Annotated in this window: 25 protein-coding genes; 19 read left to right on the top strand and 6 right to left on the bottom strand. The window is 42.7% G+C overall.

The window, feature by feature from the left end:
- Positions 1-178 precede the first annotated feature (178 nt).
- The 5 genes from ACH6CZ_RS15250 (at position 179) to ACH6CZ_RS15230 (ending at position 6298) form a co-directional block, all read left to right on the top strand.
- The gene (locus ACH6CZ_RS15250; RefSeq protein WP_374098299.1) at positions 179-1714 is read left to right on the top strand and encodes a fumarate hydratase; all 1536 of its coding nucleotides are present in this window, start codon (positions 179-181) and stop codon (positions 1712-1714) included.
- An 88-nt stretch (positions 1715-1802) separates the two neighbouring features.
- Positions 1803-2567 carry a delta-lactam-biosynthetic de-N-acetylase gene (gene pdaA / locus ACH6CZ_RS15245; protein WP_374098298.1) on the top strand — a complete coding sequence of 255 codons (765 nt, stop codon included), beginning with the start codon at positions 1803-1805 and terminating at the stop codon, positions 2565-2567.
- 65 nt (positions 2568-2632) lie between these two features.
- Positions 2633-3499, top strand: a complete 867-nt coding sequence (locus tag ACH6CZ_RS15240; RefSeq protein WP_374098345.1) for a DNA-3-methyladenine glycosylase family protein — start codon at positions 2633-2635, stop codon at positions 3497-3499.
- A gap of 4 nt (positions 3500-3503) precedes the next feature.
- The gene (gene rlmD, locus ACH6CZ_RS15235; RefSeq protein WP_374098297.1) at positions 3504-4874 is read left to right on the top strand and encodes a 23S rRNA (uracil(1939)-C(5))-methyltransferase RlmD; all 1371 of its coding nucleotides are present in this window, start codon (positions 3504-3506) and stop codon (positions 4872-4874) included.
- Between the two features lie 32 nt (positions 4875-4906).
- Entirely contained in the window at positions 4907-6298 is a 1392-nt protein-coding gene (locus tag ACH6CZ_RS15230) for an aldehyde dehydrogenase (RefSeq protein WP_374098296.1), read from the top strand.
- 315 nt (positions 6299-6613) lie between these two features.
- Here ACH6CZ_RS15230 and ACH6CZ_RS15225 read toward each other — a convergent pair whose 3' ends face one another.
- Positions 6614-7519 carry a TIGR01777 family oxidoreductase gene (locus ACH6CZ_RS15225; RefSeq protein ID WP_374098295.1) on the bottom strand — a complete coding sequence of 302 codons (906 nt, stop codon included), beginning with the start codon at positions 7517-7519 and terminating at the stop codon, positions 6614-6616.
- A gap of 161 nt (positions 7520-7680) precedes the next feature.
- Between ACH6CZ_RS15225 and recX the strand changes: the two genes are divergently transcribed.
- Positions 7681-8484: a recombination regulator RecX gene (gene recX / locus ACH6CZ_RS15220; RefSeq protein WP_374098294.1), complete on the top strand. Its 804-nt coding sequence runs from the start codon at positions 7681-7683 to the stop codon at positions 8482-8484.
- A gap of 38 nt (positions 8485-8522) precedes the next feature.
- On the opposite strand, the gene ACH6CZ_RS15215 is transcribed toward recX, so the two are convergent.
- Entirely contained in the window at positions 8523-9182 is a 660-nt protein-coding gene (locus tag ACH6CZ_RS15215; RefSeq protein ID WP_374098293.1) for an SDR family NAD(P)-dependent oxidoreductase, read from the bottom strand.
- Between the two features lie 96 nt (positions 9183-9278).
- On the opposite strand from ACH6CZ_RS15215, the gene ACH6CZ_RS15210 reads away from it, so the two are divergent.
- Together ACH6CZ_RS15210 and ACH6CZ_RS15205 are read left to right on the top strand one after the other, a co-directional pair.
- The gene (locus ACH6CZ_RS15210; RefSeq protein WP_374098292.1) at positions 9279-9614 is read left to right on the top strand and encodes a YfhH family protein; all 336 of its coding nucleotides are present in this window, start codon (positions 9279-9281) and stop codon (positions 9612-9614) included.
- Positions 9611-9874, top strand: coding sequence for a YfhJ family protein (locus tag ACH6CZ_RS15205; protein WP_374098291.1), 264 nt, complete (start codon positions 9611-9613; stop codon positions 9872-9874). The genes ACH6CZ_RS15210 and ACH6CZ_RS15205 overlap by 4 nt, the downstream gene beginning before the upstream one ends.
- Positions 9875-10109: 235 nt before the next feature.
- Here the strand turns inward: ACH6CZ_RS15205 and ACH6CZ_RS15200 are convergent, their stop codons facing one another.
- Positions 10110-11093 carry a metal-dependent hydrolase gene (locus ACH6CZ_RS15200; RefSeq protein ID WP_374098290.1) on the bottom strand — a complete coding sequence of 328 codons (984 nt, stop codon included), beginning with the start codon at positions 11091-11093 and terminating at the stop codon, positions 10110-10112.
- A 132-nt stretch (positions 11094-11225) separates the two neighbouring features.
- On the opposite strand from ACH6CZ_RS15200, the gene mutY reads away from it, so the two are divergent.
- The 6 genes from mutY (at position 11226) to ACH6CZ_RS15170 (ending at position 16462) form a co-directional block, all read left to right on the top strand.
- Positions 11226-12323: an A/G-specific adenine glycosylase gene (gene mutY / locus ACH6CZ_RS15195; RefSeq protein ID WP_374098289.1), complete on the top strand. Its 1098-nt coding sequence runs from the start codon at positions 11226-11228 to the stop codon at positions 12321-12323.
- A gap of 15 nt (positions 12324-12338) precedes the next feature.
- Positions 12339-13085, top strand: a complete 747-nt coding sequence (fabL, locus tag ACH6CZ_RS15190; protein WP_374098288.1) for an enoyl-[acyl-carrier-protein] reductase FabL — start codon at positions 12339-12341, stop codon at positions 13083-13085.
- A gap of 58 nt (positions 13086-13143) precedes the next feature.
- On the top strand, positions 13144-13323 hold the full coding sequence (locus tag ACH6CZ_RS15185) for a gamma-type small acid-soluble spore protein (protein ID WP_374098287.1): 180 nt from the start codon (positions 13144-13146) through the stop codon (positions 13321-13323).
- 128 nt (positions 13324-13451) lie between these two features.
- Entirely contained in the window at positions 13452-13688 is a 237-nt protein-coding gene (locus ACH6CZ_RS15180) for a YgaB family protein (RefSeq protein ID WP_374098286.1), read from the top strand.
- A gap of 132 nt (positions 13689-13820) precedes the next feature.
- Positions 13821-14366 carry a nucleoside tri-diphosphate phosphatase gene (gene ntdP / locus ACH6CZ_RS15175; RefSeq protein WP_134382428.1) on the top strand — a complete coding sequence of 182 codons (546 nt, stop codon included), beginning with the start codon at positions 13821-13823 and terminating at the stop codon, positions 14364-14366.
- A 347-nt stretch (positions 14367-14713) separates the two neighbouring features.
- A complete protein-coding gene (locus tag ACH6CZ_RS15170) occupies positions 14714-16462 on the top strand; it encodes an ABC transporter ATP-binding protein (RefSeq protein ID WP_374098285.1) in 1749 nt (582 codons plus the stop codon).
- Between the two features lie 37 nt (positions 16463-16499).
- On the opposite strand, the gene ACH6CZ_RS15165 is transcribed toward ACH6CZ_RS15170, so the two are convergent.
- Together ACH6CZ_RS15165 and ACH6CZ_RS15160 are read right to left on the bottom strand one after the other, a co-directional pair.
- The gene (locus tag ACH6CZ_RS15165) at positions 16500-17582 is read right to left on the bottom strand and encodes an FUSC family protein (protein WP_374098284.1); all 1083 of its coding nucleotides are present in this window, start codon (positions 17580-17582) and stop codon (positions 16500-16502) included.
- Positions 17583-17751: 169 nt separating this feature from the next.
- Entirely contained in the window at positions 17752-19038 is a 1287-nt protein-coding gene (locus ACH6CZ_RS15160; protein ID WP_374098283.1) for a glutamate-1-semialdehyde 2,1-aminomutase, read from the bottom strand.
- A 79-nt stretch (positions 19039-19117) separates the two neighbouring features.
- On the opposite strand from ACH6CZ_RS15160, the gene ACH6CZ_RS15155 reads away from it, so the two are divergent.
- From ACH6CZ_RS15155 to perR, 4 genes are all read left to right on the top strand, one after another.
- A complete protein-coding gene (locus tag ACH6CZ_RS15155; protein WP_374098282.1) occupies positions 19118-19522 on the top strand; it encodes an ion channel in 405 nt (134 codons plus the stop codon).
- A 47-nt stretch (positions 19523-19569) separates the two neighbouring features.
- Positions 19570-20043 (top strand): thioredoxin-dependent thiol peroxidase, encoded by a 474-nt coding sequence (bcp, locus tag ACH6CZ_RS15150; RefSeq protein WP_374098281.1) that lies wholly within the window; start codon positions 19570-19572, stop codon positions 20041-20043.
- A gap of 293 nt (positions 20044-20336) precedes the next feature.
- The gene (locus ACH6CZ_RS15145) at positions 20337-21878 is read left to right on the top strand and encodes an AbgT family transporter (protein WP_374098280.1); all 1542 of its coding nucleotides are present in this window, start codon (positions 20337-20339) and stop codon (positions 21876-21878) included.
- A gap of 290 nt (positions 21879-22168) precedes the next feature.
- The gene (gene perR, locus ACH6CZ_RS15140; protein WP_374098279.1) at positions 22169-22615 is read left to right on the top strand and encodes a peroxide-responsive transcriptional repressor PerR; all 447 of its coding nucleotides are present in this window, start codon (positions 22169-22171) and stop codon (positions 22613-22615) included.
- A gap of 38 nt (positions 22616-22653) precedes the next feature.
- Here the strand turns inward: perR and ACH6CZ_RS15135 are convergent, their stop codons facing one another.
- Entirely contained in the window at positions 22654-23019 is a 366-nt protein-coding gene (locus tag ACH6CZ_RS15135) for a YgzB family protein (protein WP_374098278.1), read from the bottom strand.
- Positions 23020-23172: 153 nt separating this feature from the next.
- On the opposite strand from ACH6CZ_RS15135, the gene ACH6CZ_RS15130 reads away from it, so the two are divergent.
- Positions 23173-24033 carry a nucleotidyltransferase-like protein gene (locus ACH6CZ_RS15130; RefSeq protein WP_374098277.1) on the top strand — a complete coding sequence of 287 codons (861 nt, stop codon included), beginning with the start codon at positions 23173-23175 and terminating at the stop codon, positions 24031-24033.
- Positions 24034-24384: the final 351 nt, after the last annotated feature.

The raw sequence follows: 24384 nt of genomic DNA, 5'->3' as shown, positions 1-24384 counted from the left end.
GCGCGAAGCAGCCGAGGAGGCTCACCGGACCGGCCGCGGAAAGCGAGTACCTCCCACGGGAATCAACGTTTATTAAAAAACCTCACCATTCAGAAAACGTTTACAAACACTCTTTCCTTCAATAATGCACCGGGTTATAATAAATTCGTTGAGTTTTGGGAGAGGGGAATACATAAAAATGAATATTGAAGCATTGGAAAATAGTTTATACGAACTGATTGTTGAGACATCAACGAATCTGCCGAAGGATGTGCGTCGTGCGATTCGCAAAGCGAAGGCGCAGGAAAATGCAGGAACGCGTGCAGCGATGAGTCTTGCGACGATCACACAAAATATCCAGATGGCTGATGAGAAAGTATCACCGATCTGTCAGGACACGGGCCTTCCGACATTTAAAATCAAAACACCGGTTGGCGTCAATCAGCTGGAGATCTCTGCAGCTGTGAAGCGTGCGATGGTGCGTGCAACCAAAGACGGGAAAATGCGTCCGAACTCTGTAGATTCAATTACCGGAGAAAACAGCGGGGACAACCTCGGTGAAGGACTGCCTGTCATTAAATATGAGCAATGGGAAAAAGATGATATTGATATCCGCCTGATTTTAAAAGGAGGCGGCTGTGAGAATAAAAATATCCAGTACAGTCTTCCATGTGAGCTAGATGGATTAGGCAGAGCGGGACGTGATCTTGATGGTATCCGTAAGTGTATCATGCATTCTGTCTATCAGGCGCAGGGACAAGGGTGCAGCGCCGGATTTATCGGTGTTGGAATCGGAGGAGACCGTTCATCGGGGTATGATCTTGCAAAAGCGCAGCTATTCCGCTCTGCTGACGATGTGAACCCGAATGAAGACCTAAGAAAGCTTGAAGAATATGTGATGGACCATGCAAATGAGCTTGGGATCGGCACAATGGGCTTTGGCGGTGAAACGACACTGCTTGGATGTAAAGTTGGTGTGATGCACCGTATTCCTGCAAGCTTTTTCGTATCAGTCGCTTATAATTGCTGGGCATTCAGACGCCTTGGAATTACAGTTGGAGCTGAGAGCGGTGAAATTCAGGAATGGCTTTATCAGGAAGGTGAGAAGATTTCTTTTGATGAGAATCAGGCAGAGACACCTGATGAGAAGCCGGAAGTGGTCAGACTGACTGCGCCGATTTCTGAGGAGCAGATCCGCTCGCTCAAAGTCGGAGATGTTGTTCAGATCGACGGTATGATGTATACAGGCCGCGATGCCATCCACAAATACCTGAGTGACAATGACTCACCGGTTGACCTGAATGGACAGGTCATTTACCACTGTGGGCCGGTTATGTTAAAGGATGAAGAAGGGAACTGGCATGTAAAAGCAGCCGGACCGACTACTTCGATCCGTGAAGAGCCTTACCAAGGAGACATCATGAAGAGATTCGGAATCCGTGCAGTCATCGGTAAAGGCGGTATGGGACCAAAAACGCTGAAAGCACTTGAAGAGCACGGCGGTGTTTATCTGAATGCAATCGGCGGAGCAGCGCAGTATTATGCTGACTGTATTCAGGGTGTTGAAGGCGTTGACCTGATGCAGTTCGGTGTGCCTGAAGCAATGTGGCATCTGCGCGTTGAAGGTTTTACTGCCGTTGTCACAATGGATTCACATGGCAACAGCCTTCATAAAGACGTTGATCAGTCCTCACTTGAGAAGCTGTCACGTTTTAAAGAGAAGGTTTTTAGCTAATCACTCAAGCACTCACAGGGATGTGGGTGCTTTTACTATGTATGTCATTAACCATTCTGCACAATTTAAGAAAAGAAAGGAGGCAGATATGAAAACTTTTTATTCAATTACAGCTGCACTGTTTTTATTCCTCGGATTGACGCTGTCGGCACACGCTGAAACACACCACTGGGGCTTCAAACGTTCTACGGATGGTGAGCAGCCTGATGCAGGTGAAATGTACAATGAAATATTAGAAAAACACGGTGCTTACTATAAAGGGTCCCCGGAAGAAAGAATTGTATACTTCACTTTTGATAATGGTTTTGAAAATGGATATACAGAGAAAATTCTTGATGTGTTAAAAGAAGAAAAAGTACCGGCGACTTTCTTTTTAACAGGTCATTATCTGGAGAGTGCAGCTCCTTTAGTGAAAAGAATGGTGGAAGACGGGCATATCATCGGGAACCATTCCTGGGGCCACCCTGACTTTTCAACGCTGAGTGAGGCGCAGATGAAAGAAGAGTGGGCGAAGGTAAAGAAGAAAACAGAGGAACTGACCGGACAGAAGGAAATGAAGTATGTCAGACCGCCTGAAGGTGTATTTAACGAGCTCACAATGAAAGTTGCCAATGATGAAGGTTACACACATGTTTTCTGGTCACTGGCATTTGTAGACTGGTACCATGAAAAGCCTCAGGGAGCGGATTATGCCTATAACGAAATCATGAAGCAGCTGCACCCCGGTGCGGTTATTTTACTGCATACCGTATCACCGGATAATGCAGGTGCACTGCAGCGTGTGATTCAGGATATGAAAAAACAGGGGTACAAGTTCGAATCGCTTGATCACTTGACGAAGAACCAATCCTAAAACGGGCATCTGCCCGTTTTTTCATGTCTGCATGTTATAATCAGAAGAAAAAAGGCGTGAAACTGATGTGGCAGCATGAAATCAATATACAGGGTCCTTATGACTTTGAGCGTGTACTCGATCGTATGAGTCTTGATCCGCTTGTCTCGATGGATAAAGCGGCACTCAGGCTTTCCCTTCCATTGCAAGGAGCGGATAAGCAGGCAGTACATATTACATTCACAGGCAGCAGGGCAGAGCCATCTTTTAAAATTGAAGGGCAATCTGATCAGCAGGCAGCGATCCTGTTCGTTCAGCGTGTACTGCAGCTTGAGCGGGGACTTCACGATATTCATGAACACTTTAAAGGCTCTACTTTAAAAACAATATTTGAAGAGCATGCGGGAACACCGCTTGTACTTGAACCGTCTCCATATAGCTGCCTGCTGAAAAGTGTCATTCATCAGCAATTGAATATGTCATTTGCAGCGACGCTTACTGAGCGCTTTGTGACAACTTTTGGGGAGCAGGTGGACAATGTGTGGTTTTATCCAGATCCGGACACAGTCGCTGCCATACCGATTGAGCGTTTGAGGGACATGCAGTTCAGTCAGCGAAAGGCTGAATATTTAATTGGCATCGGTGAGAAGTTGTCTTCAGGTGAGCTGAATCTGTCAGCACTGAGTGAAAAAGATGATGAAACAGTCATTAAAGAATTAGTAAAGATCAGAGGAATTGGTCCATGGACGGCTCAGAGTGTGCTATTATTTGGGTTTGGCAGAATGGATATCTTTCTGCCCGCTGATATTGGGATTCAAAATGCGCTAAAGAAGCATTTTCAATTAGATGAAAAGCCTGCTTTAGATGAAATGGAGAAATGGCAACAGGACTGGCGTCCGTATTCAAGCTATGCCTCCCTTTATTTATGGCGGAGCATTGAAACAGGGAAGTGACAGCATGAAGCAGGTTGATATAGAAGTAAAACAGGAATTTCCGCTGACAATTAAGCGTCTCGGAATTAACGGGGAAGGCGTCGGTTATTTTAAAAAGCAGGTTGTCTTTGTACCGGGTGCACTGCCTGGTGAGGAAATCGTTGCAGAGGTAACGGATGTAAAACCGAAGTTTGCAACAGCTAAGATTAAGACGATCAGAAAAGAATCACCGGAGCGGGTTCAGCCGCCATGTCCTGTATATGAAGCGTGTGGAGGATGTCAGCTTCAGCACGTTACATATGCTGAACAGCTTAAGTTTAAAAAAGACCTGATCTATCAGGCGCTTGAAAGACATGCAAAAGATTTAGCTGAAAGCATTGATGTAAAGGATACGATTGGGATGGATGACCCTTGGCGTTATCGTAACAAGAGTCAGTTCCAGACTGCAAAGCAGGGCAAAAAAGTCATTGCGGGACTCTACAGCATGAACTCACATGAGCTTGTTGATATTAAAGAATGTATTGTACAGCGTAAAGAAACGAATAAAGCAACGCAGGTTGTCAGGAAGCAGCTTGAGAAGCTTGATATTCCAATTTACAATGAGCGCACGAAAAAAGGCTGTGTGAGAACCATTGTGACCCGTGTCGGTATTCACACTGGTGAAGTGCAGATTGTCATTGTCACAGCAGGTGAAGAACTGCCGAATAAAGAAAAGCTGATCACACAGCTTGAAAATAAAATGCCTGAAGTCAAATCCATTATGCAAAACATTAACCCGACTTCAACTTCAATGATTTTCGGAAAGAAAACAGTGAAGCTGTCAGGAAAGCCGACAATTGAAGAGAAGCTTGAAGAGTTTACTTATCATTTATCAGCACGGGCATTTTTCCAGCTGAATCCTGTTCAGACGGTAAAATTATATGATGAAGTGAAAAAAGCAGCGGCACTGACAGGAAAAGAGAAAATCGTTGATGCGTACTGCGGATCAGGTACGATTGGCCTTTGGCTGTCTGATGGCGCTTCAGAAATCCGCGGGATGGATGTTATTAAGGAATCAATTATTGATGCGTGCCAGAATGCACAGAATCATGGGGTGAAGAAGTATGATTATCAGGTGGGGACGGCTGAAGAATGGATGTTCAAATGGAAGAAGGAAGGCTTTAAACCGGATGTGGTGGTGGTTGATCCGCCGAGAACCGGATGCGATGAAAAGTTGCTCGATACTATTCTTTCTCTTAAGCCAAAAACATTCATCTATACGTCATGTAACCCATCGACACTGGCAAAAGATTTGAAGAGACTGTCAGGACAGTATAAAATTGAATCTATTCAGCCAGTCGATATGTTTCCTCAAACAAGCCAGGTTGAAAGTGTCACAAAGCTTGTATTGAAGTGAAGCTGATTCCTGCTGGAAAAGGAGGAACAATAGTGGATATTCAAACAAAAGAAGATGTTCAGAAGATCATTGACCGACAGAAAACGTTTTTTCAAAGCGGTGTTACGAAGGATGTAAAGTTCCGGATCAGCCAGTTGAAAAGACTGCAGCGTGTGATTAAGGAACATGAACAGGACATTTTGAATGCTTTAAATAAAGACCTTGGCAAAAACGAATTTGAAGGGTATGTCACAGAAATCGGTTTTACCCTGAAGAGTATTAAAACTATGATTAAAAACGTCAAGCAGTGGTCTGAAACTGAAAAAGTGAAGACACCTGTTTTTCAGATGCCGTCTAAGAGCTTTATTATGAAAGAGCCTTATGGCAGCGTGTTGATTATCGGACCGTTTAATTACCCGTTCCAGCTGTTAGTGGAGCCGTTAATCGGTGCAATGGCTGCAGGGAACTGTGCGGTTCTGAAGCCTTCAGAAAGCACACCGGAGACTGCTAAAGTTGTAAAGAAGATGATTGAAGATAACTTTGACCCTGCTTACCTGTCAGTAGTGGAAGGTGAAAAGGAAGAAACATCCTTATTAATCAATGCGCCATTTGATTATATGTTTTTCACAGGCAGTGTACCTGTAGGGAAAATTGTGATGGAGGCAGCATCAAAAAATCTTGTGCCGCATACACTAGAGCTGGGTGGAAAGAGCCCGACAATTGTGGATGAAACAGCTGATCTTGATAAAGCTGCACGCAGAATTATGTGGGGTAAGCTGATTAATTCAGGTCAGACGTGTATAGCACCGGATTATCTGGTAGTTCATGAATCAGTAAAGGATCAGCTTGTTGAAAAGCTGAAAGAAACGGTTCAGGAATTTTACGGACAGGAGATTCAGCAAAACGATGAATACGGCCGGATTGTAAATGAGAAGCACTTTGACCGCCTGCAGGACATCATCAATCGTGATCAGGGTCTGATTGTGTACGGGGGAAATACTGACCGTGATGATAAGTTTATTGAGCCGACGATTCTTGATGGTGTGGACTGGTCGTCTGCAGCGATGGAGGATGAAATTTTCGGACCGGTTCTTCCGGTGTTGACTTATACACATCTTGATGATGCGATTAATATGATTAATGAGCATCCAAAGCCGCTGGCGCTGTATGTATTTACTGAAAACAGTCATACAGAAAATCAGGTGCTTGGCCGGATTTCATTTGGCGGCGGTTGTGTGAATGATACGCTGAGTCATGTGTCGAATGAGAATTTGCCGTTTGGCGGCGTTGGGCATTCTGGAGTGAATGCGTATCATGGGAAGCATAGTTTTGATACGTTTACGCACCGGAAGAGTATGATGAAGAAAAGTACGAAGGTGGATGTGAAGTTAGCGTTCCCGCCTTACAAGACGAGCCTGGATACGATTAAGAAGCTGCTTGGGTGATCGTTAGTATGTAGTTTGAACCGCAACGCCTTTCCGGGCAGGACTTCGCTTTCCGCGGACGAACGCTCAAGCCTCCTCGGGCAGAAAACCACTGCCTTGCGAGGTCTTTCCCGATCTTTTTTCCGCAGTAGTCTACGTCCTGCCTCCAAGGCGTTGCTAAAATTGAAACTTATATTTAGGGTAGTATTTGTACAGAGATGTTTTGCTATAAAAGCTACCACTTTTACAATGCAACCACCATTAAATTCATAAGTAAAATATAGTGAAGCGCACCGAAACGATTAAAGAGGTCGAGACAATGTCTCAACCTCTTTTTTACTTTCCGTAAATCTCCTTTAAAGCATCATGGAGTAGTGGATATTTAAAAGTGAATCCGTGTTCTTCAAGTACTTTTGGCAGCACTTTATTTCCTTCAAGTACAAGTGAGCTCTTATCCCCGAGTGCGAGTTTTAAAGCAAATCCCGGGACCGGCATCCAGTGCGGGCGGTTCAGGACGGTGCCGACGGTTTTGCCGAAGTCTTTCATTTTCACCGGGTTAGGTGCGGTGACGTTGGCAGGACCTTCAAGTGATTGATCCTCAATTGCGTGCCAGACAGCTCTTGCCACATCCTCATGGTGAACCCACGAAAGCCATTGCCTTCCTGATCCTACTGTACCACCGGCCATCATTTTATAAGGCAATACAATGTTTGGTAGTGCACCTTCATCTTTTCCTAAGATAATACCAAAACGTGCACAAACGACTCTCACGCCTTCATCTTCAGCAAGCTTTGCTTTATGCTCCCAGTCTACAACTGTTTCAGCGAGAAAATCGTCTCCCCGCTCATTAGATGCTTCAGTATAGATTTTAGTTTCTGACGGCGGATAAATACCGATTGCACTTGCATTCACAAGTACAGAAGGTTTTTCATCAAATGTCCGGATCAATCTCAGAATTTCATCTGTTGCTTCCATCCGGCTGTCATAGATTTTCTTTTTTTGTTCATCGTTCCATCTGCCGTTATTAATGGACTCACCTGCAAGGTTAATCACTGCATCGATGTTAGGCAGTTCTTTTTCAGGTTCAGCTTCATCTGAAAGCCATTTAACGTAAGTGACCTGAGGTTTATTCTTTTTATCAGGATTTCTGGTCAGGATAAAAACGTCATGTCCCTTTTCAGTCAGTAACTTTGTAATGGATCTGCCTGCAAAACCGGTTCCTCCGCTTAATAAAATATTCATCAAAATCCCTCCAGCACTGTTAATAAATACTCTTTCAACTTTCATACCCTGATTCCCTTCTTTACATGTGTTCTGCGATTGAATAATGTGCTTTATTTTTCTAAACCTTCACAAAGCACTATTCAGAAAAATATGATATTGTTTGATTGGAGGTGTTACTCATGCCCGTTATTACTAAGATTACAAAACAAAAGCGTAATGAAGAACGCTATAATATATTCCTTGATGGCAAGTATGCATTTAGTGTGGATGAAGCAGTTTTAGTGCAGTATCAGCTTCAAAAAAATAAGGAAATTGACGATTTTGATATAGGTGAAATTGAATATGAAGATCAAATCCGTAAGGGGTTTAATAAGGCCCTTGTATACCTGAGTTACCGGATGCGGTCTGAGAAAGAAATTGCTGACTATTTACTCGAACACGAAATGGGAGAAGCGGCAATTGAGGAGACGCTCCATAAACTGAGACGTTACGGCTATGTAAATGATGAAGCATTTGCAAAAGCTTTTATTAATACAAAAGTGAATACAACTGATAAAGGACCTCTTCAAATCAAAACCGGCTTGAAGGAAAAAGGGATTTCAAATGAAATCATTGAAGCTTTGATGAGTGAGAGAGAGGCTGAAGAATGGAAAGAGCGGGCAGCAGCGATTATGGATAAAGTCATTAAGAAAAATCCTAAGCTGTCACCGCTGCAGATAAAAAAGAAAACCCAGGATACACTGGCACGTAAAGGGTACAGCGGTCAGACGGTATCAGCAGTACTTGCAGACCTTTCTGTTGAACGGGATGAGGATGAACAGAAGACAGCTGTTTTATCACAGGCAAAAAAAGCACATAACAAATATGCCCGGAAGTTTGAAGGATTTGAATATGAACAAAGAATGAAGCAGGCTTTATATCGTAAAGGTTTTACGATGGATGAGATTGAATGGGCAATTGAAGAATTAAGTGAAGAGGATTAAAAGCGGCTGATCCTGATTAAAGGACCAGCCATGTGTGATCAGGATGCCTGAATTTCATCCTGATCCATCTGATTGTAAATTCTCTCGGCAATTTCTTTTGGTGCAGGGAGTCTATCAGGGTCTGAAATATAATGATTATGATCCCAAAATGGCGTATTCATTCCACCCATATACGCTCTCACGACACGAATGCCGTCTTCTGCGACCTCTTTTGCCAGGCTTTCTGAATAACCTTTGAACGCATATTTTGAAGCAACATAGCCAGTTTCATTTACTTTACCTTTTTGCGCAGCAGTAGAAAGGATATTTAGTATAATGCCGCTCTGTTTCTTTTTCATATCAGTCAGCAGCGTATTTGTTAAAAGCATTGGACCAATTGCGTTAATGTGCATCATTTCATTCAGTCGATCGTAGCTTAAGCTCTCCGCTTTGCCGAAGTGACCCACACCTGCGTTATTGACAAGCAGATCGGGCAGCAGTTTTTTCTCTGAAAGCTGATCATAAAGTTTCTGGATAGAAAAAGGATCCGCTACGTCAGCAGTTATGACAGTACTTTCAGATAGTGATGATGCCACGCCGTCAAGCTTATCGGCGGTTCTGCCAACGAGAACAATGTGATAGTCCTGACCGAATAACAGTGCAAGTTCTTTTCCGAGACCAGACCCGGCACCTGTAATTAAAGCAATTTTTTTAGACATTCGAAAACTCCTTCACAAATGATTTATATACAAAATCCTACCACAATTCGTGATTTTGTTCAGCGCGTCCATTATAATGCTCATGAGGTGTTAAACATGTCCACAGAAAAAAGATACAGTACAATGACTGAACACGAGCTGAAACAGGAAATCGCCCAGCTCAAAGAAAAAGCACGTAAGGCAGAAGCGCTTGGAATCGTAAATGAATTCGCCGTATTAGAAAGAAAAGCGATTATGGCTGAAGCCTACCTATTGAATCCAAAAAATTTTAAAAAACAGGAAGTCTATGCAATAAAAAATGACCCGGGGAAGTATTTCAAAATTGATTATCTGAACGGTGTATTTGCATGGGGCTACAGACTTGGCGGGGAAAGAGAGCTTGAAGCACTGCCGATTTCCTTGCTAGAAAATAAAAAAGGAGGTCAATCATGAGTGAAGAAAAACAGGCATTAATTGATAAGCTCAGATTAAAAGACCCGACACTTTCTGAAGAAAAAGCAGGCATGCTGATTGATCTTTTAAGAGAAGATTTCGAAGCAACCTATGCCAAAGCAGGCTACGAATATCAGGGAGAAGAAATGTCCAAGAGAATCGTGGAGCAATGGATCGATAACTACGGCGACAGAATAAACGAAGTCGCAGCCATGAACGAAAAGTATGCAGCGATTTTGAAGAATGATGATATTCATTAATAAAGAGGCAGAGACATACTAAAGGTGTCTCTGCCTCTTAAATCGTTGCGCTGCGCTTCAGGCGGATGCTTTCCGCAGGGCCGGCAGTGAGCCTCCTCAGGCTTCGCCTTTCGGGGTCTCACCTGTCCGACTTCTCCTGCTGGAGTCGCCGCCTTACGCTCCGCTAAACTCTAATGTTCAATTAAGAATTTGTTCCATCTCTTCGAAAGATTTTAGCTTTATATCAGCTTCAATGCTATTCATTCGGCAATATTTCCAGCTTTTTCTGCAGCTTCTCTTCACTAAAGATCCAGCCTGTATATGAGCTCTGAATCTCAAGGTCTTTATCCATCTGTACAACGGCCACAAACGGATAATGGTCATTACTGCGGTATCTCAAATCAATGAATCTTACTTCGTACTGATCATCACCTTCACTCAGCTCCCAGCGGTAAAGTGGTGAAAATGACAGGAAGGCTGAGACGTTGCGGTCAGTCTTAGCTTTTTGGAAGATTTCATTGTCAGGAATAGATTTCTTCTTGAATTTATCATAAATGGTAATCGATCGTCCGTATGCCCGACCTACATAAAAATACTCTTTCGTTTCTGCAGCGATTCGCCATTGGTAAAAGCGGATCGTAGGTGCGATAATAACATTGTCCGCTTTAGGGATCGTATTTTTAATTGAATGGCGTACTGCTGACTGAAGCATAAACCTGACGATATAATAACCGACAATGACCGCATACATAATGAGAAAAGTCGGAACTGGATTTGCGCCAAATCCCCATATAATCAGTCCAATAATATGGATCCCAAAAATGATCGGGTCGAATGTATTAATCACACCAAGCGCGACCCACCGTGATGAAAAAGGACGGAGCGCCTGTGTCCCATAGCTGTTAAATATATCGACGAACACATGCAGAAATACCGCAAGAAAAGTCCACAACCATAAGTGAAGCAGATTCGCTTCAGGGAAAAATGGAAAGATCGCTGCAGTAATTGCGATCGGCCAGAGCATAACAGCCGGAACGGAGTGGGTAATGCCGCGGTGATGTCTAATATACACAGCATTATTACGCAGCTTCAGTACAGTATCGGCATCGGGTGCCTGAGAGCCGATGACTGCTGCAATTAATACACTTTGGGCAGTTGCAGGGTCGTTAGCGACGACCGGATCAATGGCAGCAAGACCGCCAATTGCGAAACCCATCACGATGTGCGTACCAGTATCCAATTTGCAACCCCTCCTTTGCGTATCAGTTTGTTTTATTATGTCGCAATTCAATTATATATTGCAAGAAATGATCTGCCTATCATTAGACTATTCCCTTGAAATCAGGCGAGTTAACATAAAGGATGGATATTTATGAATGAAGAACTAGAAAAGCGAATAAAAAAGGTAAATGCCAAAAAATTTGGTGAAGATCTGGTTGGCTGGTTTGAAGAGGAAATGAGAGATCTCCCATGGAGGGAAAATCAGGATCCCTACAGAGTATGGGTGTCTGAGATCATGCTCCAGCAAACCAGAGTAGATACGGTTATTCCTTATTATAACCGTTTTATGGAGCAGTTTCCGACAATAGAAGCGCTGGCAAATGCCCCGGAAGATCAGGTGTTAAAAGCATGGGAAGGGCTTGGCTATTATTCACGCGCAAGAAACCTTCAGGCAGCTGTCAGAGAAGTGCATGAAACCTATAGCGGTATTGTCCCGGATAATCCAAAAGAAATTTCTGCTTTAAAAGGTGTAGGCCCTTATACAGCCGGCGCAATCTTAAGTATTGCTTACGATAAGCCTGAGCCTGCAGTTGATGGAAACGTGATGAGAGTCATGTCGCGTATTTTATCGATCTACGACGATATTGCAAAACCCGCATCAAGAAAAATTTTTGAATCTGCAGTCAGAGAGCTGATTTATAAAGAAAACCCATCTTACTTTAATCAGGCGCTGATGGAGCTAGGTGCGATTGTCTGCACACCGACTTCACCGTCATGTTTCCTTTGCCCGGTTCAGATACATTGTGCCGCATTCGAAGAAGGATCACAGCAGGAGCTTCCTGTGAAAAGTAAAAAGAAAGCTGCAAAAACGGTTGAACTGCTGACTGTTATCGCAGAAAATAATAAAGGTGAGATATTAGTCACCCAAAGACCGGAGCAGGGGCTGCTTGCTAATATGTGGGAGTTTCCAAGCTTTGAAAAAGACGGGGCAGATGCCCGCGGTCAAATGACAGAACTTTTATGTTCTGATTATCACGTTGAAGCTGTAGTGAATAATGAAGAATGGATGGTTCAGGACCATATCTTTACGCATCTGATCTGGAAAATGCAGGTTGGACGGGCAACAGTTAATGAATCTGATATAGCACTGCCTGAACAGACGAAGTGGGTATCAAAAGATGAAATTGAAAAGCTTGCAATGCCTGTTTCACACAGAAAAATTGCAAACCGCTGGAAAGAGTTAACGTAAAAAGGAGACCATAACATGACAAACAAAGTAGCTTTAGTAACAGGAAGCAGCAGAGGTGTAGGAAAGGCAGCAGCCATCGCACTGGCTGAAAAAGGATATGATATTGTTATTAACTATGCAAGAAGCAAAAAGGCAGCCCAGGAAACAGCAGCCCAGATTGAAGAAATGGGTCGCAAAGTACTGATCGTTCGCGCAAATGTCGGTGACAATGAAAAAATTAAATATATGTTTGAACAGGTGAAAGAGCATTTCGGCAGACTGGATGTCTTTATTAATAACGCGGCTTCAGGCGTACTTCGTCCTGCAATGGAACTTGAAGAATCCCACTGGAACTGGACAATGAACATCAACAGCAAAGCACTGCTGTTCTGTGCGCAGGAAGCAGTAAAGCTGATGCCTGAAGAAGGTGGAAGAATTGTCAGTATTTCATCACTCGGTTCAATCCGTTACCTCGACAATTACACAACAGTAGGCGTTTCAAAAGCAGCGCTTGAAGCTTTAACACGCTACCTTGCAGTTGAACTAGCACCTAAGAAAATTGTTGTAAATGCTGTATCTGGTGGCGCAATCGATACAGAAGCACTGACACATTTCCCGAATCGCGAGGAGCTTTTAGAAGATGCACAAAGTAAGACTCCTGCAGGGAGAATGGTTGAAATTGATGATCTTGTAAAAACGATTCTGTTCCTAGTCTCAGATGATTCATCTATGATTTGCGGTCAGACCATTATCGTCGATGGCGGCAGATCACTTCTCGTTTAATTTTTGAATAAGATCTCTCATTCCGGACCATATTAAGTTTCACGGAGGTGAGATCTCAATGAAAAAACAGCCAAACAAAACACAAGCCGGCACAAACGTTGAAAAAGTAAAGCAGCAAAATGCAGGTGCATTTGCTGAAGAGTTCGCTTCAGAAACAAATGCTGCTGAAGTAAGACAGCAGAACAAGCAATCTGAAGCTAAAAAAGGAAACCAGAACCAGCAGAATAACAACCATTAATTATGTTTGTCGAAAAAACCGCCTCAGGGCGGTTTTTTTGTCGTTATTTTTTTCTGAGACGACAAAAGCAGTCAAAGGAAATTCAGCAGAAAAGTGGAATTTGTTCTTATCAGGAGGGATTTTAATTTATGAATGCATTCAAAGAAAAAGTTTACCAGCAGATTGAAACAGCAGAGGAATTACTTCATTTATACGCGGAGCTTGAGAAGAAGAAAAAGATGAGAGATTTTTTAATGACCATGGAAATTCATGATTCTGCAGAACAATTACATGTCCAGCTTCAGGATTTGGACCGCAAACTAAAAGCAGTTCAGGAAATGTTCGACCAGCAGATGAATGAAGTCGTCAACACCCCATCAGAATAGAATCTCATTGCGGCTGCCCGTCTGGGTGGCTCTTTTTTTATGAAAAGGTTATAATAGTGAAATACATACATGAGCGGACCTGAATATTATCAGGAAAATGTAAATTTCTTATTCAAAGGCAGGAGATGGAGGATGACGCTACCAGTAGAAGGGCAGAGTATACAAATACACAGCTACAAACATGATGGGCTCATTCACCGGGTCTGGCAGGAAACGACTGTCCTTAAAGGGACGAGAAATATTGTAATCGGGGGAAATGACCGAACGATCGTCACTGAATCTGACGGGCGCACCTGGCTGACGAGAGAGCCTGCGATCTGTTACTTTCACGCTGAGCACTGGTTTAATATCATCTGTATGCTCAGGGACGACGGGGTTTATTACTATTGTAATTTGAGTTCACCTTTTGTATATGAAGATAAGGCAGTAAAATATATTGATTATGATCTTGATATTAAAGTATATCCGGATATGTCATATACGCTGCTTGATGAGGATGAGTATGAAGAGCACAGGAAGCTGATGGGATATCCGCCGGTGATCGACAGAATTCTTCAGCGTAATGTTGATAAGCTGATTCGCTGGATCAAGCAAAGAAGAGGCCCTTTTGCACCTGACTTTATTGATGTCTGGCATAGCAGATATCAATTCCAAAAAAGATACCGCTTAAAAGAATGAACACGACCATTCCTGTTGGCCAGTTTCAACAGGTTTTTTCATGTTTTTATCTTTATAATTCTGGCTGAAGGTTAGAGCAGATAGAGATTTTATCTAAGTTCATGTGAATACGTTCTAATGGAATGTAACAATTAAATTTAATAGTTAATGGTTTGATATAAACCATCTAATTTCTTGCACAGCTGGTGATTGAAGCGGAAGGGGGCGACTCCTGCGCCAGGAAGGGACAGGTGAGGCAATGGCGAAGCCTGCTGGCTCACCGCCCGGCCGCGGAAAGCGTCCCCCTTGAGCGTAAATCACTAGCCAACTTTAACAGAGATATTTTATTGAAAAGGAGGGGAAGCCCAATGGACAGTATTAAGAGATATATGAAATTCGTCGCGCCATATAAGTGGCAAATTATCTTTACACTGATCATCGGTGTAATCAAATTCGCCATTCCCCTGTTAATTCCGGTTCTGATTCAATACGTCATTGATGATATTGTAAACGGGGATAATATGAGTGCAGATGAAAAGCTGAACCAGCTTTACTGGATTATAGGAGGAGCGATGGTTCTATTCGTCATTTTGAGGCCTCCTGTCGAATACTACAGACAATATTTCGCGCAGTGGACAAGTAATAAAATTCTCTTTGATATTAGAGACCAGCTATTTTCGCACCTGCAAAAGCTCAGTTTTAAGTATTACGCCAACACGCGTGCCGGTGAAGTTATTTCCCGGGTAATTAATGATGTCGAACAGACAAAGAACTTTGTCATGACCGGCCTGATGAACCTTTGGCTGGATGTGGCAACAATTCTGATTGCTGTAGGAATCATGCTCAGCTATGATGTGAAGCTGACATTGGTTTCACTGATCGTGTTCCCGCTTTATGCATTTTCCGTTCAATATTTCTTTGGCAGACTGCGTTCATTAACGCGCTACCGTTCACAGGCACTTGCAGAGGTGCAGGGATATCTTCATGAACGTGTCCAGGGAATGAGTGTCATCAAAAGTTTTGCAGTGGAACCCCATGAACAAAAGCAGTTCGATCAGCGCAACGGGAATTTTCTGGATAAAGCGATTGATCAGACAAAATGGAATGCAAAAGCATTCGCCGTTGTAAATACCATTACAGATATTGCACCACTGATTGTTATCGGTTTTGCGGGATATAGTGTCATCAATGGTGATCTGACGCTTGGTGTGATGGTCGCATTTATCGCTTATGTCGAGCGCTTATATAATCCGCTCAGAAGACTTGTTAACAGTTCAACAACACTCGTACAGTCAATTGCATCGATGGACCGTGTATTTGAACTGGTGGATGAAAAGTATGACGTAGATGATAAGCCAGACGCTAAAGAAGTGAAGGATGTAAGAGGTGAGGTCGTTTTTGACCACGTTTCTTTTACTTACGATGAAAAAGAAGAAGATGTACTAAAAGATGTTCACCTTCATGTACGTGCAGGTGAAACTGTTGCATTTGTCGGGATGAGTGGTGGCGGTAAGTCTACCATTGTCAGCCTGATTCCCCGTTTTTATGATGTAACAAAAGGCAGGGTGCTGCTTGATGGTACAGATATCCGTGATGTGCAGGCACGCAGCCTGAGAAATCAGATTGGCATGGTACTTCAGGATAATATTTTATTCAGTGAATCAGTGATGATGAATATTAAAATGGGTAACCCGGAAGCAACCGAGGAAGAGGTCATCGAGGCTGCGAAGGCAGCAAACGCCCACCATTTCATCATGGAACTTCCTGAAGGCTACTATACTAAAGTAGGCGAAAGAGGCGTGAAGCTCTCCGGAGGTCAGAAGCAGCGGGTTGCAATCGCGAGAGTATTCCTCAAAAATCCGCCAATTCTGATCATGGATGAAGCCACGTCAGCGCTCGATCTTGAAAGTGAGCAGCTGATTCAGGATTCAATTGAAAAGCTTGCGAAAGACCGCACCACGTTTATTGTGGCGCACAGATTATCAACAATTACACATGCAGACCGGATTATATTAATTAATCACGGGCAGATTGCTGAAAGTGGGTCACATCACCAGCTGATGGAGAAAAAGGGACTTTACTATAACCTGTTTCAGGTACAGCAGCTCGGAGAATAATAAAAAGTGCGATTGGGAAGCTCCCAATCGCACTTTTTTAAATATCACGTTCCTGTAACTGAACTTCCTGATCCTCCTGGTGATAGCACTGCATGGATGCAATCAATGTATCAAGGTGGGACAGGTGCTCTTCATATTCAAGCATTGCAGACAGCACGTGCAGCAAATGGTATCCGCTGTTTTCTTCTTCATCACGCGCTTTGTTGACTTCTTTCATAAAGATATCAGTCAGTTCTTTATGATTCATACACGTATGATTAATCTGTTCGTTATCAATCGCAGGTTTAATTTTACCCGCGAACCTCATCAGCAGCTGTTCGTGATAGCTCATCAGACAATCAAGCTGCTCCTGAATGATCAGCTGAAGTGATTCAGGTACATGATGAATATCATTTTCAAAACGGTGAAGCCGCTTCAGTATTTCAAAGCTTCTTCTTTCAGTTGAAATCATCTGCCTGTATACAACCAGTTTTCTCGTTTTCGCAACGGAATTTTTCTTTATAATCCCGCGCTCTTCTTTATATAAAAGATAAATCTGGTCAATCTTCATTAACCGTTCTTTAAACTTTTCAATATCCTTTTTCAGCAGCTGGTGCTCAGTTGCGTGACGTGTACTCAGTCTGATCCATTTGATCATATCATCAGTCGTCGTTGAAATATGGTGGAACAGTCTGTTTTCATACTTTGGCGGTAAAAAGATAAGATTAACAATAAATGATGACAATACGCCAAGTATAATTGCTGCAAACCTCAGTAAAGCAAACGTGATAAACTCGTCATTCTGTACTTCCATGATCGCAATCAGTGTAACCAGCGCCAGGCCAATTGTCGACTCAATGCGCAGTTTTAAAATGATTGTGATCGCAATAACAGCAGCAAAACCGATCACCACAACATCATTGCCAAATAATAAAACAAACACAATCGCAACGACTGCACCGATCACATTTGCCTGAATGTGTTCAAGGATCGAGACAAAGGAGCGGTAGATAGTTGGCTGAACGACGAATGCTGCTGCAATTCCGGCAAAGATCGGAGTCGGCAAATTCAGCTGTTCAGCTAAAAAGAGAGCAAGGACAATTGCAATTCCCGTTTTTAATACGCGGGCTCCAAGCTTCATGTATAAAATAAGTCCTTTCTTAACGTAACTCACGTTTATTATTGCGCTTGGCAATAGTAGTAATATACATTTCTTTAGTGCTCACTGCAAGTGAATTTATCAAGAAATTGACATAGAAAAAAAGGAGGCGTTTTCAACGGAGAAACGCCTCCTTTTACATGAGTAATTCTTATAATTTTGAAAAAGCAGTATCCACTGCATCAAGTGTCTGACGGATATCTTCTTCAGTATGCTCAGTCGTCAGGAACCATGCCTCATATTTAGACGGTGCAAGGTTAATTCCGTGTTCAAGCATCAGCTTGAAGAAGCGGGCGAAAATCTCACCGTCAGTTGCTTCAGCCTGATCGTAATTGACCACTTTCTCATCAGTAAAGTAGATCGTCAGTGCCCCTTTTAAGCGGTTGATCGTGATCGTGACATCATGCTTTTGGGCTGAGGCAAGAATGCCTTCTTCAAGCAGTGCACCGAGGCGATCCATTTCTTCATATACACCAGGCTGCTTCAGTACTTCTAGACAGGCAATTCCCGCCTGAATGGATGCGGGGTTACCTGCCATTGTACCGGCCTGATATGCAGGGCCAAGTGGCGCGATCTGTTCCATAATATCCACACGGCCGCCATAAGCGCCGATTGGCAATCCGCCGCCGATGATTTTACCCATCGCTGTCAGGTCAGGCTTAATATCAAGAAGATCCTGAGCCCCGCCGTACATGAAACGGAAAGCAGTGATGACTTCATCATAGATCACAAGCGCTCCTGCTTTATGTGTGAGTTCATTCACCTGCTGCAGGAAGCCCTCAGCAGGTTCAACAATTCCAAAGTTACCGACAATCGGTTCTACCAGGACACCTGCGATTTCATCTCCCCATCTTTCAAGTGCTTCTTTAAATGGACCGATTTCATTAAATGGAACCGTGATGACTTCACTTGCGATATTTTTTGTAACACCTGCAGAATCGGGTGTGCCGAGCGTAGCAGGTCCCGATCCTGCCGCAACAAGCACCAGGTCAGAGTGCCCGTGGTAACAGCCTGCAAATTTAATGATTTTATCTCTGCCAGTATAAGCTCTTGCTACACGGATTGTTGTCATCACTGCTTCTGTGCCTGAATTAACAAAGCGGACTTTCTCCATCGCAGGCATGGCTTCTTTCAGCATCTTTGCAAAAGTGACTTCATGCTTTGTCGGTGTTCCATAAAGTACACCTGTCTCAGCGGCGTGCGTAATTGCTTTAGTGATATGAGGGTGTGCATGTCCGGTAATGATCGGACCATACGCTGCAAGGTAGTCAATATATTGATTACCATCGACATCCCAAAAATAAGCGCCTTTTCCCCGTTCCATGGCAACAGGCGATCCGCCGCCTACTGCTTTGTATGATCTTGACGGGCTGTTAACGCCGCCGACAATATGTTCAAGTGCTTCACTGTGTAAAGCTTCAGAATTTGTATGTTTCATTTAAGCTCCTCCTGTCATTGACTCCTCCGTATTGTAATATGATCAAATTAGATCTGCAAACGAAAGGAGTGCTTTAATCATGGGGTGGCTGCTCGTGACTGTAACAACGTGTACCATGATTTTCTCGGTAAAATCATTATTGAAGCTCCCATGGGAAGGGTATATCTTTTCGATGAGAAACTTCGTCTATTTAAGCTGTACATACACTGTATTGTTAATTGGTTTTGCAATCATTTACACGGTGATGCAGATCGAAGGGATCAGGTCAGTTGAACCGGTCGAAACAAATTCATTTATAGAGCTGTTCATGGCGATGCTCTACTTTAGTGCCATGATGTTGTTTTCGGTTGGAAATGGAGAAATGCTTCCTGAAGGGGCCGGGCGCGCAGTCGCAGTCGCGGCAGCATTTATCGGACAGGTTCTGCCGGTTACCGTTATCTGGACGCTGATCGCAAGGGCAGACAGTCAAATTTTTGATAAATAAAGTGCGGTTGGTTATGCTTTAGTTAAGATCATCAAGGAGGGAATATCATGACTGCAGAAAAAGGCCAGAAAGCACCTGATTTCAAACTGAAAACACAGGACGGATCTGAAATTTCACTATCTGATTACAAAGGGAAAAAGCAGGTTGTCCTTTATTTTTATCCGAAAGATATGACGCCGGGGTGTACAACACAGGCCTGTGACTTCAGGGATCATCATGAATCATTTGAAGAACTGGATGCTGTTATTTTAGGTATCAGTCCCGATCCGGAGGAAAAACATAAAAAGTTTGTGGATAAACATGATCTGCCATTTACATTGCTTGTGGATGAAGACCACAAAGTCGCAGAAGATTATGGTGTATGGCAGCTCAAGAAAACATTTGGAAAAGAATACATGGGTATCGTGCGCTCAACATTCGCTATTGATAAAGACGGAACGATTTTAAATGAATGGCGCGGTGTTAGGGTGAAAGGGCACGTAGAAGAGACGCTTCAATATTTGAGAGGCCATAATAAATAATGATGAAAATGTTATAGGAATTTTATTATTTAGGTGTAGTTTCGCTGCCGGCGGTGACTCCAGCAGCGTCACCGCCGGCCCTGCGGAAAGCGTCCGCCAAAAGCAGAGCGAAACGATTAACGGGCTGAGCCATTATCACGTCTCAGCCTCATTTTTTTAATCATGAGAATATTGTCTTTATTTTGGATTTTTATGTAAGGGTTTAAATTTCTAAAAGCTATCATTATAATAGCTTTACCTGTCGTCAGGTAAGTTTTTAGAAAATTGATTCTTGTGAAAAAGTGGGGGATTTGATGGATGCTACAAAAAAGCGAGGTTTTTTTACCAAAGGGCTTGATGGAATCGAGCGCGTTGGTAACAAGCTTCCTCATCCAGTAACGCTGTTCTTTCTTTTTGCAGCGATGGTTGTATTAGCTTCAGCGCTTGGTTCAGCATTAGGCTGGACTGTTGAAAATGCTGAAGGAGAAGAGATTACTGTATTCAATCTCTTAAGCTCTGATGGTATTCTGTATATGTTTGAGTCAGCAGTATCGAACTTTACAGGATTCGCACCACTCGGAACTGTACTTGTAACGATGCTTGGTATTGGGATTGCTGAAAGATCAGGTCTGATCTCAGCAGCACTGAAAGCACTTGTTACGTCAGTACCTAAACAGCTATTAACAGCAGCACTTGTATTTGGCGGTATCATGTCATCAATGGCTGCTGATGCAGGTTATGTTGTACTTACTCCGCTTGGAGCGGTATTATTCGCTGGTCTTGGCCGTCATCCGCTGGCTGGTCTTGCGGCAGCATTTGCCGGTGTATCAGCAGGTTTCTCTGCAAACCTTCTTGTTACATCACTTGATCCGCTTTTAGGTGACCTGACAATTGCAGCAGCAGCTACAGTTGATGCAGGTTATGCTGAAAGTATGAATATTCTAATGAACTACTACTTTATGATTGCTTCAGTTGTCCTGCTGACTCTTGCAGGTACATTTGTAACTGAAAAAATCGTAGAGCCACGTCTTGGTACTTATAAGGGGTCTTACAAAGGTGAAGAAGGCGAAGACATGACAACGGTTCGTCCTGAAGAGAAAAAAGGTCTTTGGGCAGCATTTGCATCAATCATCTTGACTTCAGCACTGATCGCACTACTTGTTGTTCCATCATGGGGTCCGCTGCGTGCAGGTCTTCCAAATGATGAAATTCTTTCTGCACCGTTCTTCCAGACGCTTGTGCCAATTCTGTTTATCTTCTTCCTGATCCCTGGTCTAGTATTCGGCCTTGTGACGAAGAAAATTAAAAACGATACTGACGTTGCCGAGCAGATGGGCGACACGATGGCCACGATGGGAATGTACATTGTACTTGCCTTTGCAGCTGGTCAGTTCGTTGCATACTTTAATACAAGTAACCTTGGTCAGATCTTTGCTTACAATGCAGCAGGCTGGCTGAGCGACGCAGGTCTTGACGGTATGTTACTTGTTCTGGCATTCATGTTTGTAGTAGGTTTGATTAACCTGTTTATCGGTTCGTCATCTGCTAAGTGGGCATTCATGGCACCGGTATTCGTCCCTATTATGATGAAGCTTGGATATGCACCTGAATTCACCCAGGTACTATACCGTATCGCAGATTCGACAACGAATATTATTTCTCCACTGATGCCATACTTTGCAATTGTCATTGCATTTGCTCAGAAGTATGACAAGAAGGTTGGAATCGGTACATTGATTTCAACAATGATTCCTTATACAATTGTGTTCTCGATTGTATGGGTCATTATGCTTCTTGTATTCATGTACACTGGTATTGATCTTGGACCGGGTGCAAATATTTTCTATAATAACTAATCGATTTAAAAGGACTCCTTTTCCAGGGAGTCCTTTCTTCATATAGCCCATATGTGTTTTTGCACAGCTGGTGATTGGAGCGTAGGGGGCGACTCCAGCAGGAAGGGATAGGTGAGACAAAGCATGGCGCAGCCTGCTGGCCCACCGCCCGGTCGCGAAGTCCCCCTGAAGCGGAAATCAACAGCCAAATTTAATAAAGACAAACTGATAGATATTTGACAAATATAATAAATGGCAGGTACACTATTTATAAACATTATAAAGAAAGACTTTATATAGAAAGAAGGTGCATGACGGTGTCAGAAGTGCAATTAAGAGATGCATTAGATTCACTCAAAGGGACTGGAGTACGTATTACTCCTCAGCGTCATGCGATTTTGGAGTATCTGGTAGGCGCAATGTCACACCCGACAGCTGATGAGATTTATAAAGCACTAGAAGGCAAGTTTCCTAACATGAGTGTGGCGACCGTATATAACAATCTGCGCGTATTTCGTGAAGTAGGCTTAGTTAAAGAGCTTACTTACGGTGATTCTTCAAGTCGTTTCGATTTTGTTACAACCGATCATTATCACGCGATTTGTGAAGAATGCGGTAAAATTGTAGATTTCCATTATCCTGGCCTGGATGAAGTTGAACATTTAGCTTCTCACGTAACAGGTTTTAAAGTAAATAATCACCGGATGGAAGTATACGGCACATGTAAAGATTGCGAAGCAAAATCTGCTGCGCATTAAAAAAAGCAGTTCCTTTTTAAAAGGAGCTGCTTTTTTAATTATTTTTGTGTAGACTCTTTCTTCTTTTTATTATAATTCTCACTGAATTCTTTCCCCTCGAGATTCGGGTCAAGCGTTAGCGGTTCGCGGCAATACATGCACATATCAACCCGACCGAGTACCTTCGTCTGCTTTTCACAGTTTGGACAGGTAACAACCACAGCTCTGGTAGAAAGCATGCCGATCCAGAAATACACGATCATACTGAATAGAATGGATAACATACCAAGTGCAATAAAAATCAGCATGATAATCGGATTGTCTCTGAAGAAGATTCCGCCATACATGATAATGACTCCGATAAAAACGAGAGCAAGTGCAAATGAACGGATTTTGTTAATTTTATTTGAATAAGCTTTAGCCATAATTGTCCCTCCTGAACTTTTACTATATCATAGAAACCTGATAACAAAATAATGAAATCGTGACGGATTATTTAAGAAATCAATTGAAGGAATTCAAAAGCTTTTGTCGAATAAATGTAGGTGAGCAACTTAAAAGCGAAGGAGCCATTACATATGGAAGATATTTTACGTCCAATCTATCAGGAGCGGGCCAGCCAGACTAACACATTAGGTATTGTCATTATGGAAAAGCGTGATAAAAAAAGTCCAATTACAGATACATTCGATACAATTTTACTGATCATTGTCAAAGAAGCGGACAACCCGATCTTTATCAAACACTACACATATGAAGATAAGAAAGCTGCGATGCACGTTGTAACCGAAGCACGCCTTAGAGAATGGCTGCTGCTCGGATCAAACCGGAAAGTAGTCGATTGGATTTTAAACGGCAGAGCTGTATTTGACCGTAATGAATTTATCGACCAGCTTCGTCAGGAATTAAAAGACTTTCCATTCTATGAACGTAAAATCAAAATGAGCATTGAATATGCAAAGCTGATCAGAAGGTACATGGACGGGAAAGCTTTTTTTGAATCCAGACACTTTCTTGATGCATATAATCATGTTGTCCATTCTTTACATCATTTAGCAAGGCTTGCTGTCATCGAAAATGGCTTTCACCCGGAAGTAACTGTATGGAATCAGGTCAGACAAATTGAACCCGAAATCTATAAACTTTATGAAGAGCTGGTCAACAGTGAAGAGAGTCTTGAAAAGCGGCTTGAACTGTTATTCCTCGCAAGTGAATTTCTAATTCATTCAAGAATGGAAGTCGGCTCGAGCCATTTAGTCAGTATTATGGAGGAAAAGGAAAGCTGGAGCTTCCAGGACTTACATCTACATGAAGAACTAAGCTACTATTCTGTCGACCTTGCCGTCATGATCGAATTCCTTTTAGAAAAAGGTAAGGTCTATACACAGCCGGTTGAAACAAAAGGCAAAGGAATTTATCATAGACATTACTACGTTTGATTGAAAAAGGAGCGGGTCAGAGCCTGCTCTTTCTTTTTAAATGCACGGTTTAATAATCTGAAAATATGTTTTTTGAAAAACTTTTTAAAAAGCTATTGATCTTTTTGTGATCACTTGTTAAGATATTAAATGTCGCTTATAAGGCGGCGTTAACGCGACAAAATAAAATTTAAAAAACTTATTGACGCAGCTAAATAAATTATGCTAATATAAGAAAGTCGCTTAAGAGAGCGACGCCGCATTCCTTCTTATAAAGAAGTGAAGCGGAAAGAAGCATTTGAACCTTGAAAACTAAACAACCAAACGTCAACGTTTAAGATTTTAAGTCTTTTTCGAATAAAAAAGACAATG

The organism is Jeotgalibacillus sp. JSM ZJ347 (assembly GCF_044383825.1).
In the GTDB taxonomy this organism is placed as follows: Bacteria; Bacillota; Bacilli; order Bacillales; family Jeotgalibacillaceae; genus Jeotgalibacillus.
Note: the sequence above shows the minus strand (reverse complement) of the source record. Positions and strands in the feature narration are given on the sequence as shown.